Below are 16,022 nucleotides of genomic sequence, written 5' to 3'. Positions count from 1 at the left end.
CTTGGGCGACCTCGACCCGTCAGCCCTGGTGATCGCCAGCGAGCCCCAGCCTCGACGCATTGGCGTACTGGGCGGGACCTTCGACCCGGTGCACATCGGCCATTTGCGCGGTGCGCTGGAAGTCGCCGAATCGCTGGCGCTCGATGAGTTGCGTCTGACACCCAGTGCCAGGCCACCTCATCGCGGTACGCCGCAGGTGTCGGCGAAGGACCGTCTGGCGATGGTCAAGTGCGCGGTGGCCGGTGTGCCACCGTTGGTAGTGGACGCCCGCGAATTGCAGCGGGACAAACCGTCCTACACCATCGACACCTTGGAACTGATGCGCGCCGAACTGGCCGCCCCGGACCAGGTTTTTCTACTTTTGGGCTGGGACGCATTTTGCGGCCTGCCCACTTGGCACCGCTGGGAAGAGTTGCTCCAGCATTGCCACATCCTGGTGCTGCAACGCCCGGATGCCGACAGCGAACCGCCGGATGCCTTGCGCAACCTGCTGGCAGCGCGCTCGGTGAGCGACCCGCTGGCCCTCAAAGGGCCGAGCGGACAGATTGCATTCGTCTGGCAGACGCCGCTCGCGGTATCCGCCACCCAGATCCGTCAACTGCTGGCCAGCGGTAAGTCGGTACGTTTCCTGGTGCCCGACGCGGTCCTGGCCTACATCGATGCGCACGGGCTTTACCGTGCGTCGAACTGAAAAAGGGCGCGCTTCAAGGCACGTGAATGCGTGTATCGAAGCGCCCGAACACACGAGCAAAACGAGTTTTATATGACTGACAAAGACGTAAACAAAGTAAAGCGCAAGGGCACGTTCAAGAGCGCTCCGCTGCCAGTAGTGGCCAATACCGGCCCGGAACTGCGCGGCGAAGAGCTGGTCAAGGTGGCCGTAGCGGCCCTGGAAGACGTCAAGGCCCAGGATGTTCTGGTGATCGACGTTCGTGAAAAGCAGAGCATCACTGATTTCATGATCATCGCTACCGGTACTTCCAACCGCCAGATCGGCGCGATGCTGGATAAGGTCCGCGAGGCGGTCAAGGCCCAAGGCGTCAAGCCGTTGGGTGAAGAAGGCAAGGGCGACAGCGACTGGGTGCTGCTGGATATGGACGACGTCATCGTGCACATGATGACTGCCAGTGCGCGCCAGTTCTATGACCTGGAGCGTTTGTGGCAGGGTGCCGAGCAGAGCCGTGCCGGCAGCGCCGCGCACCACAGCCCGGAAAACACCCATGAGCATTTCATCAAGCTCAACAAAGACCAGCAATAAGGGACCGCTGTGCGACTGCGACTGATCGCCGTCGGTTCACGCATGCCCCAATGGGTGGAAGAAGGCTGGCATGAATATGCCAAGCGTCTTCCGTCCGAGCTGGCGCTGGAACTGGTGGAAATTCCGCTCAACACCCGCGGCAAGAACGCCGACGTGGCGCGCTTTATCCGTCAGGAAGGCGAGGCCATGCTGGCCAAGGTCGGGCCGAACGAGCGCATTGTCACCCTCGAAGTCCACGGCAAGCCCTGGAGCACCGAGCAACTGGCGGTCGAACTCGATCGCTGGCGGCTGGACTCGCGCACGGTGAATTTCATGGTCGGCGGCCCCGAAGGGCTGGCGCCGGAAGTCTGTGCCCGGGCGGATCAACGCTGGTCGTTGTCGCCGTTGACGCTGCCGCACCCATTGGTGCGGATTCTGATCGGCGAACAGCTGTATCGTGCCTGGACAGTCCTGTCCGGCCACCCTTACCACAAGTAGTTCTGCCCTCATGCCCCAGCCGATCCGCATCAAGGACCACGAAAAAGACGCCCGTCTGGTGCGTGGCCGCGTCGTGTTCGGGGCCATTGCAGTGGTGGCGCTGATTGGCGTGCTGATCGCGCGGCTGTATTTCCTTCAGGTGATCCAGTACGAGTACCACTCGACACTGTCGGAAAACAACCGCGTCCATGTGCAGCCGATTCCGCCGACTCGCGGGTTGATCTTCGACCGCAATGGCGTGGTGGTGGCCGATAACCGGCCCAGCTTCAGCCTGAGCATGACCCGCGAACGCTCCGGTGACTGGCAGCAAGTGCTCGACGTGATCGTTGAAGTGCTGGAGCTGACGCCCGAGGACCGGGTGATTTTCGAGAAGCGCATGCGTCAGGGGCGCCGACCGTTTGAGCCGGTGCCCATCCTGTTCGAGCTGACCGAAGAGCAGATCGCCCGCATCGCGGTGAACCAGTTCCGTCTGCCCGGTGTGGAAGTGGTCGCGCAACTGGTGCGTCATTACCCGCAGGGCGCGCACTTTGCGCACTCAGTGGGTTACATGGGGCGGATCAACGAGAAAGAGCTCAAGACGCTCGATCCGGTGAGTTACAGCGGCACCCATCAAATTGGTAAAACCGGCATCGAGCGGTTTTACGAGCCCGAGCTGCACGGTCAGGTCGGTTACGAAGAAGTCGAGACCAACGCCCGTGGCCGCGTGTTGCGGGTGCTCAAACGTACCGAGCCGATTTCCGGCAAGGACATCGTCCTGAGCCTGGACATCAAATTGCAGGAAGCCGCCGAAGCCGCGCTCGGCGGTCGTCGTGGCGCGGTAGTGGCGCTGGACCCGAAAACCGGCGAAGTCCTGGCGATGGTCAGTCAGCCGAGTTTTGACCCGAACCTGTTCGTCACCGGCATCAGTTTCAAAGCCTATTCCGAGTTGCGCGATTCCATCGACCGGCCATTGTTCAACCGCGTGTTGCGCGGTCTGTACCCGCCGGGCTCGACGATTAAACCGGCGGTGGCGATTGCCGGCCTGGATGCGGGCGTGGTCACGGCATCGACCCGGGTCTACGACCCCGGTTACTACCAACTGCCCAATTACGATCACAAATACCGTAACTGGAACCGTACCGGCGACGGTTACGTGGATCTGGACACGGCGATCATGCGCTCCAACGACACCTACTTCTATGACCTGGCGCACAAGCTGGGGATTGATCGGTTGTCGGCTTACATGAGCAAATTCGGTATTGGCCAGAAGGTCTCCCTCGACATGTTCGAAGAGTCGCCGGGGTTGATGCCGACCCGGGAATGGAAGCGTGCGACCCGTCGTCAGGCCTGGTACCCGGGCGAAACGCTGATTCTCGGGATCGGTCAGGGCTACATGCAGTCCACTCCGTTGCAGTTGGCGCAGGCCACGGCGCTGGTGGCCAACAAGGGTGTGTGGAATCGTCCGCATTTGGCCAAGACCCTCGAAGGTGCGAAGCCGGTGGACGAAAATCCGATGCCGGACATCATTCTGCGCGACCCGTCGGACTGGACCAAGGTCAACCACGGCATGCAGCAGGTGATGCACGGTGCCCGCGGTACGGCGCGCAAGGCATCCATCGGTGCTCAATACCGGATTGCCGGCAAAAGTGGTACGGCCCAGGTGGTCGCGATCAAGCAGGGCGAAAAGTACGACCGCTCCAAGGTTCAGGAGCGTCACCGCGACCACGCCTTGTTTGTCGGCTTCGCGCCGGCCGACAACCCGCAAATCGTGGTGTCGGTGATGGTCGAGAACGGCGAGTCCGGCTCCGGCGTCGCCGCGCCTGTGGTGCGTCAAGTCATGGACGCCTGGCTCCTGGACCAGGACGGCCGACTGAAAGCCGAATACGCCAGCCCTATCAGTGCGGAGGCTACGGCCCGTGAAGAGTAATTTCGATCGCATCCTCTCCAGCGAGGATGTGATGCGTCGCCGTGCGACGCTGTTGCAACGCATGCACATCGACGGCCCGTTGCTGATCCTGCTGTTGACCCTGGCGGCCGGCAGCCTGTTCGTGCTGTATTCGGCCAGCGGCAAAAGCTGGGATCTGCTGGCCAAGCAAGCCACCTCCTTCGGCATCGGCCTGGTGTCGATGATCGTCATCGCCCAGTTCGAGCCGCGCTTCATGGCCCGTTGGGTGCCGGTCGGTTATGTGATCGGCGTGCTGTTGCTGGTGGTGGTGGATGTCATGGGCCACAACGCCATGGGTGCCACGCGCTGGATCAACATTCCCGGGGTGATCCGCTTCCAGCCCTCGGAATTCATGAAGATCCTGATGCCGGCAACCATCGCCTGGTACCTGTCCAAGCGCACCTTGCCGCCGCAACTCAAGCATGTGGGCGTCAGTCTGTTTCTGATCGGGTTGCCGTTCATTCTGATCGTGCGTCAACCCGACCTCGGCACTTCGCTGTTGATTCTCGCCGGTGGCGCGTTCGTGCTGTTCATGGGTGGCCTGCGCTGGCGCTGGATTCTCAGCGTGATTGCCGCGGCTGTGCCGGTGGCGATCGGCATGTGGTACTTCATCATGCACGACTACCAGAAGCAGCGAATCCTGACCTTCCTCGACCCAGAGAGCGATCCGTTGGGCACGGGCTGGAACATCATTCAGTCGAAAGCAGCCATCGGTTCCGGTGGCGTGTTCGGCAAAGGCTGGTTGCTTGGCACCCAGTCGCACCTGGACTTCCTGCCGGAAAGCCACACCGACTTCATTATTGCGGTGATGGGCGAAGAGTTCGGCCTGGTGGGCATCTGCGCATTGTTGCTGATTTACCTGTTGTTGATCGGTCGCGGGCTGGTGATTACCGCCCAGGCGCAGACATTGTTCGGCAAATTGCTCGCGGGCAGCCTGACCATGACGTTTTTTGTTTACGTTTTCGTCAACATCGGTATGGTCAGTGGCCTGTTGCCGGTTGTGGGGGTACCGTTGCCGTTCATTAGCTACGGAGGAACTTCGCTGGTGACGCTACTGTCAGCGTTTGGGGTTTTGATGTCGATCCATACCCATCGCAAGTGGATCGCACAGGTTTGAATAAGGTGAAGATTTCAATGCAAGTAATGCGTGGCTGGGCGACTCGATACGCACCGTGGGTCGGCCTGGTAAGCATCCTTGGTACCGCGCAGCAAGCGTGGGCCGGCGATTACGAAGGCTCACCGCAGGTGGCCGAGTTCGTCGGTGAAATGACCCGCGACTATGGCTTTGCCGGTGAACAGCTGATGGGCGTGTTCCGCGAAGCCGAGCGCAAACAGTCGATTCTGGACGCGATCTCCAAGCCCGCCGAACGGGTTAAACAGTGGAAAGAATATCGCCCGATGTTCATCACCGATGCGCGCATCGCCCGTGGCGTGGACTTCTGGCGTCAGCACGAAGCGATCCTGGCTCGTGCCGAGCAGGAATACGGTGTGCCGGCGCAGGTCATCGTCTCGATCATCGGCGTGGAGACCTTCTTTGGTCGAAATACCGGCAATTTCCGGGTGATCGATGCCTTGTCCACCTTGGGTTTCGACTATCCTCCCCGTGCCGAATTCTTCCGCAAGGAGTTGCGTGAATTCCTGCTACTGGCCCGTGAAGAGCAGGTCGATCCGTTGACCCTCAAAGGCTCCTACGCCGGGGCCATGGGTTTGCCGCAATTCATGCCAAGCAGTTTTCGCGCCTATGCGGTGGATTTCGACGGCGACGGCCACATTAATATCTGGACTAACCCGGATGATGCCATCGGCAGCGTCGCCAGTTATTTCAAGCGTCACGGCTGGGTCGCCGGCGAACCTGTGGTCAGCCGCGCCGATGTGCGCGGCGATCAGGTAGATGAAGGTTTGACCGCAGGTATCGAGCCGACGAAAACTGTCGGGGAGTTGCGGGCGCTGGGCTGGTCGAGTCATGATGCGCTGCGTGATGATATGCCGGTCACGGCTTTCCGCCTGGAAGGTGACAATGGCCCTGAATACTGGATGGGTCTGACGAATTTTTACGCAATCACGCGTTATAACCGCAGCGTGATGTACGCCATGGCCGTACATCAACTGTCTGAACAGCTGGTCCAAGCACGGGGCGTCAAGTAATGCGGGCATTGCCTATGAATAAACCCCTGAAGCTCATGGCATTCGCCGCGTTGACGGTTCTGGTCGCCAGTTGTTCGACCAGTCGCGCGCCGGCTCAGAAGTCCCCGACCGCCGTTCGTTCGGCACCTGGCCTGGATATCAACCGGGCTCACAAGGATGGCGCACCCTGGTGGGACGTCGACGTAACGCGCATTCCAGATGCCACGCCGACCCTGCACAGCGGTCCTTATAAAGCCAACCCGTACACGGTGCTGGGCAAGACTTATTTCCCGATGCAAGAATCCAGGACCTACGTGGCGTCGGGCACTGCGTCCTGGTACGGCACCAAATTCCATGGCCAGAACACCGCCAACGGCGAAGTGTATGACCTGTACGGCATGAGCGCAGCGCACAAGACCCTGCCACTGCCAAGTTACGTTCGGGTGACTAACCTGGACAACAACAAGACGGTCATCCTGCGGGTCAACGACCGCGGGCCGTTCTATTCGGACCGGATCATCGACTTGTCCTACGCGGCCGCCAAGAAACTCGGCTATGCCGAAACCGGTACGGCGCGGGTCAAGGTCGAAGGCATCGACCCGCAGCAATGGTGGGCAGCCAAAGGTCGCCCGGCGCCTTTAATGCTTAACGAGCCGAAAGTCGCACAAAATAGCGCGCCGGTGATGACGGCATCGGCCGGCACCGTCGAGCAATGGACCCCACCGCCGCAGCAACACGCCGCGGCCGTAGTGCCCGTGCAGATCGATGCAAAAAAAAACGCTTCTGTACCAGCATCTGGCCGGTATCTGCAGGTGGGCGCGTTCGCCAACCCGGACGCTGCAGAGCTCCTGAGATCGAAGCTCAGCGGGATGGTGAGCGCTCCGGTGTTCATCAGCTCGATCGTGCGTAACCAACAGACACTGCATCGGGTGCGCCTGGGGCCGATCGGCTCGCCGGGTGAAATCCAGCAAGTGCAAAACAGCGTGCGGCTGGCCAATCTCGGTTCGCCGAGCCTGGTCAGCGCCGAGTAACACGTAGTACTTGATTGACGGTTCGCTTGCGGTTTGGGGGGCGAACCGGGTTGTTGGCTCGTTGAAGAACAAAAGCCCGGCAAGGGTTGCAGAGTGAGCAACTGAACACGCGACAACTTTTTCGAGAGTTGTCTGATTAGTTTTGCCCTAGGGCAGTTTCCATTAGCGATTTCGAGAGACGGATGAACATCACCACCTTTGCCAAACGCCTGTGCCTGCTAGTCCCGCTGCTTCTCTCGCCCGCGGCTTTCGCGGCCGAGATAATGCCGTCGCCACCGCAACTGGCCGCCAAAGCCTATGTACTCATGGACGCCAGCAGCGGCAACGTGCTGGTAGAGAACAATGGTGACCAGCGTCTGCCACCGGCCAGCCTGACCAAGCTGATGACCGCTTACATCGCGACCCTGGAAATCCGTCGTGGCCAGATCGGAGAAAACGATCCGGTGACCGTCAGCGAGAACGCCTGGCGTACCGGCGGTTCGCGGATGTTCATCAAGGTGGGTTCGCAAGTCACCGTCAGTGATCTGCTGCACGGCATCATCATTCAATCGGGTAACGACGCCAGTGTTGCGCTCGCTGAGCACATCGCCGGCAGCGAAGACGCGTTCGCCGACATGATGAACAAAACCGTGGCCGACCTGGGCATGACCAACAGCCACTTCATGAACCCGACCGGTCTGCCAAACCCGGAGCACTACTCGTCGGCTCACGACATGGCTGTGCTGGCCCGCGCGATCATTCACGAAGACCCGGCTCACTACGCGATCTACTCGCAGAAAGAGTTCTTCTGGAACGGCATCAAGCAGCCTAACCGCAACCTGCTGCTGTGGCGTGACAAGACCGTCGACGGTCTGAAAACCGGTCACACCGACGAAGCCGGTTACTGCATGGTGTCTTCGGCCGTACGTGATGGCATGCGCCTGATCGCCGTGGTGTTCGGCACCAACAGCGAAGTGGCCCGTGCTGCTGAAACCCAGAAGCTGCTGACTTACGGTTTCCGCTTCTTCGAAACCCAGACCTTCTATCAGAAAGGCGCCGAGCTGGCTCAGGCACCTGTCTGGAAAGGCACCACCAATCAAGTCAAGGCCGGCCTGGCTCAAGACCTGACCATGACCCTGCCAAAAGGCCAGCTGAAAAAGCTCGCCGCCAGCATGACCATGACCCCGCAACTGGTCGCGCCAATCGCCAAGGGCGATGTGATCGGTAAAGTCGAAGTGAAACTGGACGACAAAGTGGTGCACAGCGCCGACCTGATCGCTCTGGACGCGGTCGACGAGGGTGGTATCTTCCGCCGCATGTGGGATAGCATCCGTCTATTCTTCTACGGCTTGTTCAACTGAATTAGTGTGGACCTGCATGGCCCCGTTCCAATCCGGAGCGGGGCCATGTCCGTTGCCACGGCTTACGAGGCCGTTACGCCATGACAGACACTGAAGTAAAGGCGCCAAAAATCGAATTCCCCTGCGCGGATTACCCGATCAAGGTAATCGGCGACACCGGCGTGGGTTTCAGGGACAGGATCATCGCGATCCTTGAGAAACACGCGACCGTTGACCACAACACCTTTGCCGAACGGCAGAGTACCAACGGCAAGTACACGACCATCCAGTTGCACATCATCGCCACCGGCCAGGAACAGCTGTACGACATCAACAGCGAGTTGCGGGCTACCGGTTTCGTGCACATGGTGCTGTGATGTCTGGCACGCTGGGCTTTCGCGAGCTCGGTCAGATGGCTTACGAGCCGGTCTGGCATGCCATGCAGCGCTTCACCAACGAACGCGGCAGCGATGCCGCCGACGAAATCTGGCTGGTCGAGCACCCGCCGGTGTTCACTCAGGGCCAGGCTGGCAAGGCCGAGCATCTGCTGCTGCCGGGGGATATTCCGGTGGTGAAGGTCGACCGCGGTGGTCAGGTGACTTATCACGGTCCCGGCCAACTGGTGGCCTACCTGTTACTGGATGTCCGCAAGCTGGGGTTCGGTGTGCGTGATCTGGTCAGCCGCATGGAGCAATGCCTGATCGAGCTGCTGGCCAGCTACGGCGTGACCGCGGTGGCCAAGCCGGATGCGCCGGGTGTCTATGTCAATGGCGCGAAAATCGCTTCGCTGGGTCTGCGGATCCGCCACGGTTGCTCCTTTCATGGCCTGGCCTTGAACGTGGATATGAACCTGGAACCGTTTCGACGGATTAATCCCTGCGGCTACGCCGGGCTGGCAATGACCCAGCTGCGCGATCACGCAGGATCGATTGAATTTGCCGAGGTAAGTGCCCGGCTGCGCGCGCAGCTCGTCAAACACCTCGACTATGCTGAGCAGACGACCCTAACGGGCGGAATCGACTGATATGACTACTGATGCAGTGCAAACCATGATCCCGACGCTCGATGTCACCGAGCGTCCGGCCCCGCGTGCCAAGGTTGAAGCCGGCGTCAAGCTGCGCGGCGCCGAGAAGGTTGCACGCATCCCGGTGAAGATCATCCCGACCACTGAACTGCCGAAGAAACCCGACTGGATTCGCGTGCGCATCCCGGTTTCCCCGGAGGTCGACCGCATCAAGGCCCTGCTGCGTAAACACAAGCTGCACAGCGTGTGCGAAGAGGCGTCCTGCCCGAACCTGGGCGAGTGCTTCTCCGGCGGCACCGCGACCTTCATGATCATGGGTGACATCTGCACCCGTCGCTGCCCGTTCTGCGACGTTGGTCATGGTCGTCCGAAGCCACTGGACGTCAACGAGCCGGAAAGCCTGGCCATTGCCATCGCCGACCTGAAACTCAAGTACGTCGTAATCACCTCGGTAGACCGCGACGACCTGCGTGACGGCGGTGCCCAGCATTTTGCCGATTGCATCCGCGAAATCCGCAAACTGTCGCCGAACGTGCAGCTCGAGACCCTGGTCCCGGACTACCGTGGCCGCATGGACGTTGCGCTGGAAATCACCGCCGCCGAGCCGCCGGATGTGTTCAACCACAACCTGGAAACCGTGCCGCGCCTGTACAAGGCTGCGCGTCCGGGTTCGGATTACCAGTGGTCGCTGACCCTGCTGCAACGCTTCAAGCAGATGATGCCGCACATTCCGACCAAGTCCGGTTTGATGCTGGGCCTGGGCGAAACCGACGAAGAAGTCATCGAAGTCATGAAGCGCATGCGCGAACACGACATCGACATGCTGACCCTGGGCCAGTACCTGCAACCGTCCCGCAGCCACTTGCCGGTCCAGCGCTTCGTACACCCGGACACCTTCGCCTGGTTCGCCGAGGAAGGTTACAAGATGGGCTTCAAGAACGTTGCTTCCGGGCCGCTGGTACGCTCCTCGTACCACGCTGACGAGCAGGCGAAACTGGTCAAGGCCGAGCTGATGTCGTCCTGATCCCGTTATGAGAGCAAAAAAGGCCCGCAAGGCTTCCAGGCCTTGCGGGCCTTTTTTTAGCAGTGCTCACGGCGATTACAGTCTTTTCCTGCAAACCGTGGTGCGATTGACCCTCTTCTGTTTATTCCCGTTCCTGACTACTGTGTGCTGAAGCGTTCACAGGGAGAATCATGGATGACTGCTCGACCGACCCACACCCTTTGTCCTCACACCCCCGTTCCGGCCTTGCCACCTACAGGGCTGATTGGCGTGATCGCGCCCGCCGGCCCCGCAGCGCTGGACACCGATAAAGCCATCGGCTGGATGCGCGCTCGCGGCTATTCGCTGCGCGTGTTTCCCGGCGTTTATGAGCAAGACGGTTATCTGGCTGGCAGTGATGATGTGCGGCTCAATGACTTGCATGGCGCATTCGCCGACAGCGAGGTCGATGCCATCCTCTGTCTGCGTGGCGGTTACGGTACGCCGCGTTTGCTTGATCGCATCGATTTCGAATTACTGCGCAACAACGCCAAGCCGTTTATCGGTTACAGCGACGTCACTGCGCTGCACTTGGCCATCAGTCGTTATGCAGGCTTCGTGACGTTTCACGGCCCGATGCTCAACGCGGACCTGCTGGGTGACAAGCAGCAACCCACCGAGTTCTCGTTTTTCAACATGCTGCGCGGGCAGGTGAAGGCGGGCAGTGTGCTTTCTCACCCGGTGGCCTGGCCGTTGACCATCATCGAGCCCGGTATCGCTCACGGGCGTTTGCTGGGGGGCAATCTGTCGATGATCGCCGCGACCATGGGCACGCCTTACGAGATCGATGCCGAGGGCGTCATCCTGTTCATCGAAGACATCAACGAGCCGCTGTATCGCATCGACCGGCTGCTGACTCATTTGCGTCTGGCCGGCACGTTGCACAAGCTGCGCGGGGTTCTGGTGGGGGATGTGGCAGGGGTTGATGCGATCGCGCTGAAGAAGTTGCTCAAGCAGACCTTTGCGCCGTTGCGCATCCCCGTGCTGGCCGGATGGCGTAGCGGGCATTGTGATCCGAATCTGACGCTGCCGATGGGCGCGCTGGTCAGGCTGGATGCGGGGGACAAGGCGTTGGTGTTGGAGCAGGATGTGGTGATCAGGCAGTAGTTCGTTAGCGCCTGATAGTCAGTCTTCGCGGGCAAGCCTCGCTCCTACGGAATTGTTGGGTCGTCATAAACCCTGTAGGAGCGAGGCTTGCCCGCGAAGCTTTTAGCGGCTACGCAACCCTTCCAGCAACTTGTGCGTCGGATAACCATCCGCCGGCCAGCCAAACGACTGCTGCGCGCTGCGGATCGCTTTGCGGGTATTGGCGCCGATAATCCCGTCGGCGGTCCCTGCGTCGTAGTTCTGGGCGCTCAGCAGGTTTTGCAGCTCGATTCGCTCGGTACGGCTCAGCGGCAAGTCATCTTTTGGCCATAGACCGCTGATCAAACCGCCGCCATTGAAGCGCTCGGACAGCAGACTCACGGCCAAGGCGTAGGACGAAGAGTTGTTGTACTTGAGAATCGCGCGGAAGTTATCGAGGACCAGGAACGCCGGGCCGCGATAGCCTGCCGGCAACAACAGGGCGGCCGACAGGTGTTCGGAGCCTGCCGGAACCTGGCCGCCATTGGGCAGGGTTACCCCCAGTTGTCGCCACTCGGCCACACTCTTGCGAATCGCGCCATCGGCCAGGACGTAATTGAAGCCGCTCGCCAGTTGTACTTCGAAGCCCCACGGCTGACCTTTCTGCCAGCCGGAGCTTTGCAGGTAGTGCGCGGTCGAGGCCAATGCATCAGCAGAGCTGTTCCAGATGTCGCGGCGGCCATCACCGTCGAAGTCTACGGCGTGGGTGTTGTAGGTGGTCGGAATGAACTGGGTCTGGCCCATGGCGCCTGCCCAGGAGCCGAGCATTTTCTCGGGGGCGATATCGCCTTGTTGCAGGATTTGCAAGGCCGCGATCAGTTGCGCGTGGGCAAACCCGGGGCGTCGCCCTTCATAAGCCAGGGTCGCCAGGGAGTTGATCACCGACTTGCTGCCCTGGAACTGACCAAAGTTACTTTCCATGCCCCACACCGCGACCAGAGCCTGACGGTCGACGCCGTAGCGCTGTTCGATGCTTTGCAGGATGTCGGCGTGCTCGCCGACAAGCGCCTGACCTTTGCGCACCCGTAGTGGCGACAGCGCGCCATCGAGGTACTCCCACACCGGGCGAGTAAATTCCGGTTGGCTGCGATCGGCACGGATCACGCTGTCGTCCACGCTGACATTGGCAAAAGCACGATCGAACAGGTCGGCGCGAATGCCGGCGGCGAGGGCGTCCTTACGGAAACCCGCCTGCCATTCGGCAAAGGTCTGGGTAGGCTGGATGTCGAGATTTTCACCGGTTGGAACCACCGGCGGAATAACCGCAGGGGCCGTCGCAACGGTGGGGGTCTGAAGCGGTTGGGCGTCGGCAGCGGTGGGTTTTTCCGCGCAGGCGACAAGCAGAACGAGGCTGGAGGCAGCTATCAGTTGGCGAAGAGGCCAACGACGGGAAATACAAAGGGGCATGCACAGGTCCAGAGGATACGAATCAGGTGCAGACCTTAACATGCCTGCTGAGAGAATCGGTCGCTTGGCAAACATTTGGACTGAAAGCTTGCTAGCCAACTGGCTAGCCTAGTCCCATTTCATGCGCTCTCCAACTGTCAGATCTGGCAGCTATTCGGGGCTCTTTTCAAACTGTTAAATGATCGATACAGGCAACTTTATCGTTCATCGATGGGGACTTTTTACATGAAAAGGATAGTGCTTTCGTTGTTGTTTTTCCTGATTTTGGGCTGTTCGACATCACACGATGTGAGCAACGATTCAATTTACAACAATATGACTACCTCGGCGACGACGGAACCGCCGTTGGCAACTCGCGGTCCGTTAGTGGCAGCCGAGTTGGCTGCGCGTTACAGAGATACTGCCACCACTCGATGCGATGGACTGGATAGAAGGCCAGCATTCTTGTGCAGTGGAATTTTGCTACGTGGAACGGCCACTGCAGACGGATTCGATGTCTGGGATCCGAGCCCTACGGCAGTAAGGGTGGGAGGCACTTCATTTTCATTTGTCCGTTCGGACTACAAGATGAAAAGACTTGCCATGGGCTATAAGAAGGGTCTGATTTTTTACCCTGTTTTGAAAACTCCTCCAAGTAAACTCAAGATCCCCGTTTTGTGTTTCTTTCCCGTGGACGGGGATTCCGATCATCGTAGCGACAAGGGTTGCGGCGGTATTTCCGGGTACGCCTCAACCGTTGCCTGCGCTTCTCAGGGTATCGACACCCCTGAAAAATGGGCAGGGAATTACCAACAATATGCTTCTGAAAGTCATAACAGGAGGGGGGTGTGCAGTTTTGATGTCCGAGATTCGATTGATGCGCTTGCCGGCCCCAACTTTGTCAAAGGCATGCAGGCAGGTCGCTTGGTGACGCCTAGAGCTTTTGATATACCCAATGATGTGAAGATGGAAACTTGGGAAAAGGGGGCGGCCGCGGTTCTGCCAATTGAGGCCTTCTTTTATGTCATTGTCGGAAGTTCTTCAGGATTGACGGAAGTGCAAAAGGATCAACTTCGATTCAAGGAGGTCACTGGAGAAAGCATACCCATTATCAAAGTGACAATGCCCGCAACGCTGGACGAAAAAGTGACCTTCGCTTTTCAGGCGCAAGATCAGGCAGTGAATTGATTGCTGATTCAAGCGGCCAGAAAGTAAGAAGCCTCCCAGCTGTTAGACTGGAAGGCTTCGCGGCGGTAGCTGCCTTTGCCCTTGCCGGCTCGTTCCTGACGGCTGCGGAACAGTGGCTGGGCGACGATGGATTTGGCCTTGTTGGGGCCATGTTTAGATGGCTTTTTGCTCATGATGATCTCTCGCAAGTGAGTGGGTTTTGCGGGGGGAAATGATCTGCCGAAGTAGGGATTCTGTCTAGTCCCTACATTGTGTAGGACCTTTCGGACGCCTTCGCGGGCAAGCCTCGCTCCTACAGGAATCACACACGATCTCTGTAGGAGCGAGGCTTGCCCGCGAATGGCCGTTATGGGTCAAAAACATTACTCGGCAGGCAGCGATAATCTCTGGCCAGCCATCAACAGCGTCAACCGACTCAGACTCATCCACGGCGAACCCGCCGCCTGGCCTTTGATCTGCGCGTCGATGCGCTGGGCTTCCAACAGCAACTGCGCCCAGCGTTGTGCCGAATAGCGTTGCAGCGCTTTGCTCATCAACGGTTTGCGTTTGTCCCAGATTGGCGGTCGGGCCTGGCTGAAGGCTTTGTCGAGCGGCACGCCTTGGCTGTATTGCAGCGACAGGTTGGCCAGCAGACGCAGTTCCCGGGCCAGCGCCCAGAGAATCACCGGCGGTTCGACGCCTTCGCCGCGCAACCCTTCGAGCATGCGCAGGGCGTGAGCGGCCTCGCCATTGAGAATCGCATCGGTCAAGCCGAAGACATCAAAACGCGCACTGTCGGCTACCGCTGCTTGCACGGTTTCGACGGTGATCTGGCCACCTTCGGCCATCAGCTTGAGCTTTTCGATTTCCTGGGCGGCAGCCAGCAGGTTGCCCTCGACCCTGGCGGCAATCAGTTCGACGGCGTCCTGGCTGGCGGAAAGCCCGGCCTGGGACAGGCGTTGACGGATCCAGCTCGGCAACTGATTGGTGTCCACGGGCCAGATCTGCACGAACTGGGTCTGCGGGCCTTCGACCAGCGCCTTGCCCCACTTGGTCTTCTGCGCACTGCCGTCAAGCTTGGGCAGACTGATCAGCAACACCGTGTCTTCGGCGGGGCGCGAACAGTATTCGATAAGTGCCGCGGCGCCTTTGTCTCCGGGTTTGCCGGAGGGCAGACGCAGTTCCAGAAGACGTTTTTCGGCGAACAGCGACATGCTGGCGCCGGCCTGCAGCAGCGTACCCCAGTCGAAACTGGCGTCGGCGGCAAAGACCTGGCGTTCATCGAAACCTTGCTGGCGGGCAGCCGCGCGAATGGCGTCGGCGGCTTCCTGACACAGCAGTGGGTCATCGCCACTGATGACGTAGACCGGCGCGAGGGCACCTTGCAGGTGTTTAGCGAGTTGGGCGGGGGCGAGTTTCATAAGAAGAGGCAAACGGGGCGCCTGAGCGCCCCGTAAGGCTTATTGCTGCGGCAGTTCGATAGGCGACTGACGCGGCGTCTGCGCTTCAGCTTTCTGTGCCGCTTCCAGCGCGTCGGTTTCAGCCTTGGCCCTGGCGTCAGCGGTCTGCTGCAGCTGTTCCAGCTGAGTTGGGGAGAGCTGTTGCAGGCGCAGCATCATGCGTTGAACCAGTTCACGACGCATTTCCTTGCGGGCATCGTTGGCTTCCTGGTCGGAACCCACCAGGTTGTTGCCGTCATGGATGAAGACTTTCTGCACTTCGAGCTTGTCGCTCAGCAGTGGCAGGTTGCTCTGACCCCGGATGTCGTAGTTCAGCACCATGGTCATCTGGTACTCGCCAGTACGACCGGCGCCTGCGTAACTGAGGATGCGCTGGCTTTCCTGCTCATCGGTCAGCACCAGTTTGTGAGGTGCGCCGCTGTAGACCTTGACGCCACTGCTTTCCAGCACCTGACGCAATTGCGTTACGGTTTCGCCGTAGGCATTGCGGGCGCTCAGATCGAGTTCCTTGATCGCCAGTTCAGTGGTGCCGGTGCCGCGCAGCTGGAAACCGCAGGCGCTCAGCAGGACTGCAAGGCCCATCACCAGCAAATTGCGTTTGATCATCTTGTTGCTCCCCTTGAAACCATGTGGGCCGGTCAAGCGGCCCGAAAGGTTTTACTCGGCGCCAGGCATCACCTGGCGC

Annotated in this window: 17 protein-coding genes; 13 read left to right on the top strand and 4 right to left on the bottom strand. The window is 59.9% G+C overall.

Going from position 1 to position 16,022, the window contains the following annotated elements; translation table 11 throughout:
- The first annotated feature begins 1 nt into the window (after position 1).
- The 12 genes from nadD to KW837_RS24200 all read left to right on the top strand — a co-directional run bounded on the left by nadD (position 2) and on the right by KW837_RS24200 (position 11,306).
- Positions 2–691: a nicotinate-nucleotide adenylyltransferase gene (nadD, locus tag KW837_RS24255; protein ID WP_218398860.1), complete on the top strand. Its 690-nt coding sequence runs from the start codon at positions 2–4 to the stop codon at positions 689–691.
- Between the two features lie 72 nt (positions 692–763).
- Complete coding sequence (rsfS, locus tag KW837_RS24250) at positions 764–1,258, top strand: ribosome silencing factor (protein ID WP_038981377.1); 495 nt, start codon at positions 764–766, stop codon at positions 1,256–1,258.
- 9 nt (positions 1,259–1,267) lie between these two features.
- The gene (rlmH, locus tag KW837_RS24245) at positions 1,268–1,735 is read left to right on the top strand and encodes a 23S rRNA (pseudouridine(1915)-N(3))-methyltransferase RlmH (RefSeq protein WP_218398859.1); all 468 of its coding nucleotides are present in this window, start codon (positions 1,268–1,270) and stop codon (positions 1,733–1,735) included.
- A 10-nt stretch (positions 1,736–1,745) separates the two neighbouring features.
- Positions 1,746–3,641 (top strand): penicillin-binding protein 2, encoded by a 1,896-nt coding sequence (gene mrdA / locus KW837_RS24240; RefSeq protein WP_123498552.1) that lies wholly within the window; start codon positions 1,746–1,748, stop codon positions 3,639–3,641.
- A 31-nt stretch (positions 3,642–3,672) separates the two neighbouring features.
- Positions 3,673–4,776 carry a rod shape-determining protein RodA gene (gene rodA / locus KW837_RS24235; RefSeq protein ID WP_192345437.1) on the top strand — a complete coding sequence of 368 codons (1,104 nt, stop codon included), beginning with the start codon at positions 3,673–3,675 and terminating at the stop codon, positions 4,774–4,776.
- 17 nt (positions 4,777–4,793) lie between these two features.
- A complete protein-coding gene (mltB, locus tag KW837_RS24230) occupies positions 4,794–5,804 on the top strand; it encodes a lytic murein transglycosylase B (protein ID WP_123498554.1) in 1,011 nt (336 codons plus the stop codon).
- Complete coding sequence (locus KW837_RS24225) at positions 5,804–6,814, top strand: septal ring lytic transglycosylase RlpA family protein (RefSeq protein ID WP_218398858.1); 1,011 nt, start codon at positions 5,804–5,806, stop codon at positions 6,812–6,814. Before mltB ends, KW837_RS24225 begins: the two co-directional genes overlap by 1 nt.
- 182 nt (positions 6,815–6,996) lie before the next feature.
- Positions 6,997–8,154 carry a D-alanyl-D-alanine carboxypeptidase family protein gene (locus tag KW837_RS24220; RefSeq protein ID WP_008070106.1) on the top strand — a complete coding sequence of 386 codons (1,158 nt, stop codon included), beginning with the start codon at positions 6,997–6,999 and terminating at the stop codon, positions 8,152–8,154.
- An 80-nt stretch (positions 8,155–8,234) separates the two neighbouring features.
- Positions 8,235–8,510 carry a DUF493 domain-containing protein gene (locus KW837_RS24215; protein ID WP_123498555.1) on the top strand — a complete coding sequence of 92 codons (276 nt, stop codon included), beginning with the start codon at positions 8,235–8,237 and terminating at the stop codon, positions 8,508–8,510.
- Positions 8,510–9,157: a lipoyl(octanoyl) transferase LipB gene (gene lipB, locus KW837_RS24210; RefSeq protein WP_123498557.1), complete on the top strand. Its 648-nt coding sequence runs from the start codon at positions 8,510–8,512 to the stop codon at positions 9,155–9,157. The genes KW837_RS24215 and lipB overlap by 1 nt, the downstream gene beginning before the upstream one ends.
- Before the next feature lies 1 nt (position 9,158).
- Complete coding sequence (gene lipA, locus KW837_RS24205; RefSeq protein ID WP_007946663.1) at positions 9,159–10,181, top strand: lipoyl synthase; 1,023 nt, start codon at positions 9,159–9,161, stop codon at positions 10,179–10,181.
- Between the two features lie 174 nt (positions 10,182–10,355).
- A complete protein-coding gene (locus KW837_RS24200) occupies positions 10,356–11,306 on the top strand; it encodes an LD-carboxypeptidase (RefSeq protein ID WP_218398857.1) in 951 nt (316 codons plus the stop codon).
- Between the two features lie 102 nt (positions 11,307–11,408).
- Here the strand turns inward: KW837_RS24200 and KW837_RS24195 are convergent, their stop codons facing one another.
- Complete coding sequence (locus tag KW837_RS24195; RefSeq protein ID WP_218398856.1) at positions 11,409–12,731, bottom strand: lytic murein transglycosylase; 1,323 nt, start codon at positions 12,729–12,731, stop codon at positions 11,409–11,411.
- Between the two features lie 225 nt (positions 12,732–12,956).
- On the opposite strand from KW837_RS24195, the gene KW837_RS24190 reads away from it, so the two are divergent.
- Positions 12,957–13,898 (top strand): hypothetical protein, encoded by a 942-nt coding sequence (locus tag KW837_RS24190; RefSeq protein ID WP_218398855.1) that lies wholly within the window; start codon positions 12,957–12,959, stop codon positions 13,896–13,898.
- Positions 13,899–13,906: 8 nt separating this feature from the next.
- On the opposite strand, the gene arfA is transcribed toward KW837_RS24190, so the two are convergent.
- The 3 genes from arfA to lptE all read right to left on the bottom strand — a co-directional run bounded on the left by arfA (position 13,907) and on the right by lptE (position 15,943).
- On the bottom strand, positions 13,907–14,071 hold the full coding sequence (arfA, locus tag KW837_RS24185) for an alternative ribosome rescue factor ArfA (protein ID WP_046069682.1): 165 nt from the start codon (positions 14,069–14,071) through the stop codon (positions 13,907–13,909).
- A gap of 189 nt (positions 14,072–14,260) precedes the next feature.
- Positions 14,261–15,298, bottom strand: coding sequence for a DNA polymerase III subunit delta (holA, locus tag KW837_RS24180; RefSeq protein WP_008070097.1), 1,038 nt, complete (start codon positions 15,296–15,298; stop codon positions 14,261–14,263).
- 39 nt (positions 15,299–15,337) lie between these two features.
- Positions 15,338–15,943, bottom strand: coding sequence for an LPS assembly lipoprotein LptE (lptE, locus tag KW837_RS24175; RefSeq protein WP_218398854.1), 606 nt, complete (start codon positions 15,941–15,943; stop codon positions 15,338–15,340).
- Between the last annotated feature and the right edge of the window lie 79 nt (positions 15,944–16,022).

It is taken from the genome of Pseudomonas sp. PDM24, assembly GCF_019218905.1.
GTDB lineage: Bacteria > Pseudomonadota > Gammaproteobacteria > Pseudomonadales > Pseudomonadaceae > Aquipseudomonas.
The sequence above is the reverse complement of the archived record's forward strand: the minus strand, read 5'-3'. Positions and strand labels throughout refer to the sequence as shown.

What these genes read in the sequence shown, in the direction of transcription:
- rsfS (WP_038981377.1), top strand. Translation starts at nt 764, where the DNA reads ATGACTGACAAAGACGTAAACAAAGTAAAGCGCAAGGGCACGTTCAAG.
- mrdA (WP_123498552.1), top strand. Translation starts at nt 1,746, where the DNA reads ATGCCCCAGCCGATCCGCATCAAGGACCACGAAAAAGACGCCCGTCTG.
- rodA (WP_192345437.1), top strand. Translation starts at nt 3,673, where the DNA reads ATGCGTCGCCGTGCGACGCTGTTGCAACGCATGCACATCGACGGCCCG.
- mltB (WP_123498554.1), top strand. Translation starts at nt 4,794, where the DNA reads ATGCAAGTAATGCGTGGCTGGGCGACTCGATACGCACCGTGGGTCGGC.
- KW837_RS24225 (WP_218398858.1), top strand. Translation starts at nt 5,804, where the DNA reads ATGCGGGCATTGCCTATGAATAAACCCCTGAAGCTCATGGCATTCGCC.
- KW837_RS24220 (WP_008070106.1), top strand. Translation starts at nt 6,997, where the DNA reads ATGAACATCACCACCTTTGCCAAACGCCTGTGCCTGCTAGTCCCGCTG.
- KW837_RS24215 (WP_123498555.1), top strand. Translation starts at nt 8,235, where the DNA reads ATGACAGACACTGAAGTAAAGGCGCCAAAAATCGAATTCCCCTGCGCG.
- lipB (WP_123498557.1), top strand. Translation starts at nt 8,510, where the DNA reads ATGTCTGGCACGCTGGGCTTTCGCGAGCTCGGTCAGATGGCTTACGAG.
- lipA (WP_007946663.1), top strand. Translation starts at nt 9,159, where the DNA reads ATGACTACTGATGCAGTGCAAACCATGATCCCGACGCTCGATGTCACC.
- KW837_RS24200 (WP_218398857.1), top strand. Translation starts at nt 10,356, where the DNA reads ATGACTGCTCGACCGACCCACACCCTTTGTCCTCACACCCCCGTTCCG.
- KW837_RS24195 (WP_218398856.1), bottom strand. Translation starts at nt 12,731, where the DNA reads ATGCCCCTTTGTATTTCCCGTCGTTGGCCTCTTCGCCAACTGATAGCT.
- KW837_RS24190 (WP_218398855.1), top strand. Translation starts at nt 12,957, where the DNA reads ATGAAAAGGATAGTGCTTTCGTTGTTGTTTTTCCTGATTTTGGGCTGT.
- arfA (WP_046069682.1), bottom strand. Translation starts at nt 14,071, where the DNA reads ATGAGCAAAAAGCCATCTAAACATGGCCCCAACAAGGCCAAATCCATC.
- holA (WP_008070097.1), bottom strand. Translation starts at nt 15,298, where the DNA reads ATGAAACTCGCCCCCGCCCAACTCGCTAAACACCTGCAAGGTGCCCTC.
- lptE (WP_218398854.1), bottom strand. Translation starts at nt 15,943, where the DNA reads ATGATCAAACGCAATTTGCTGGTGATGGGCCTTGCAGTCCTGCTGAGC.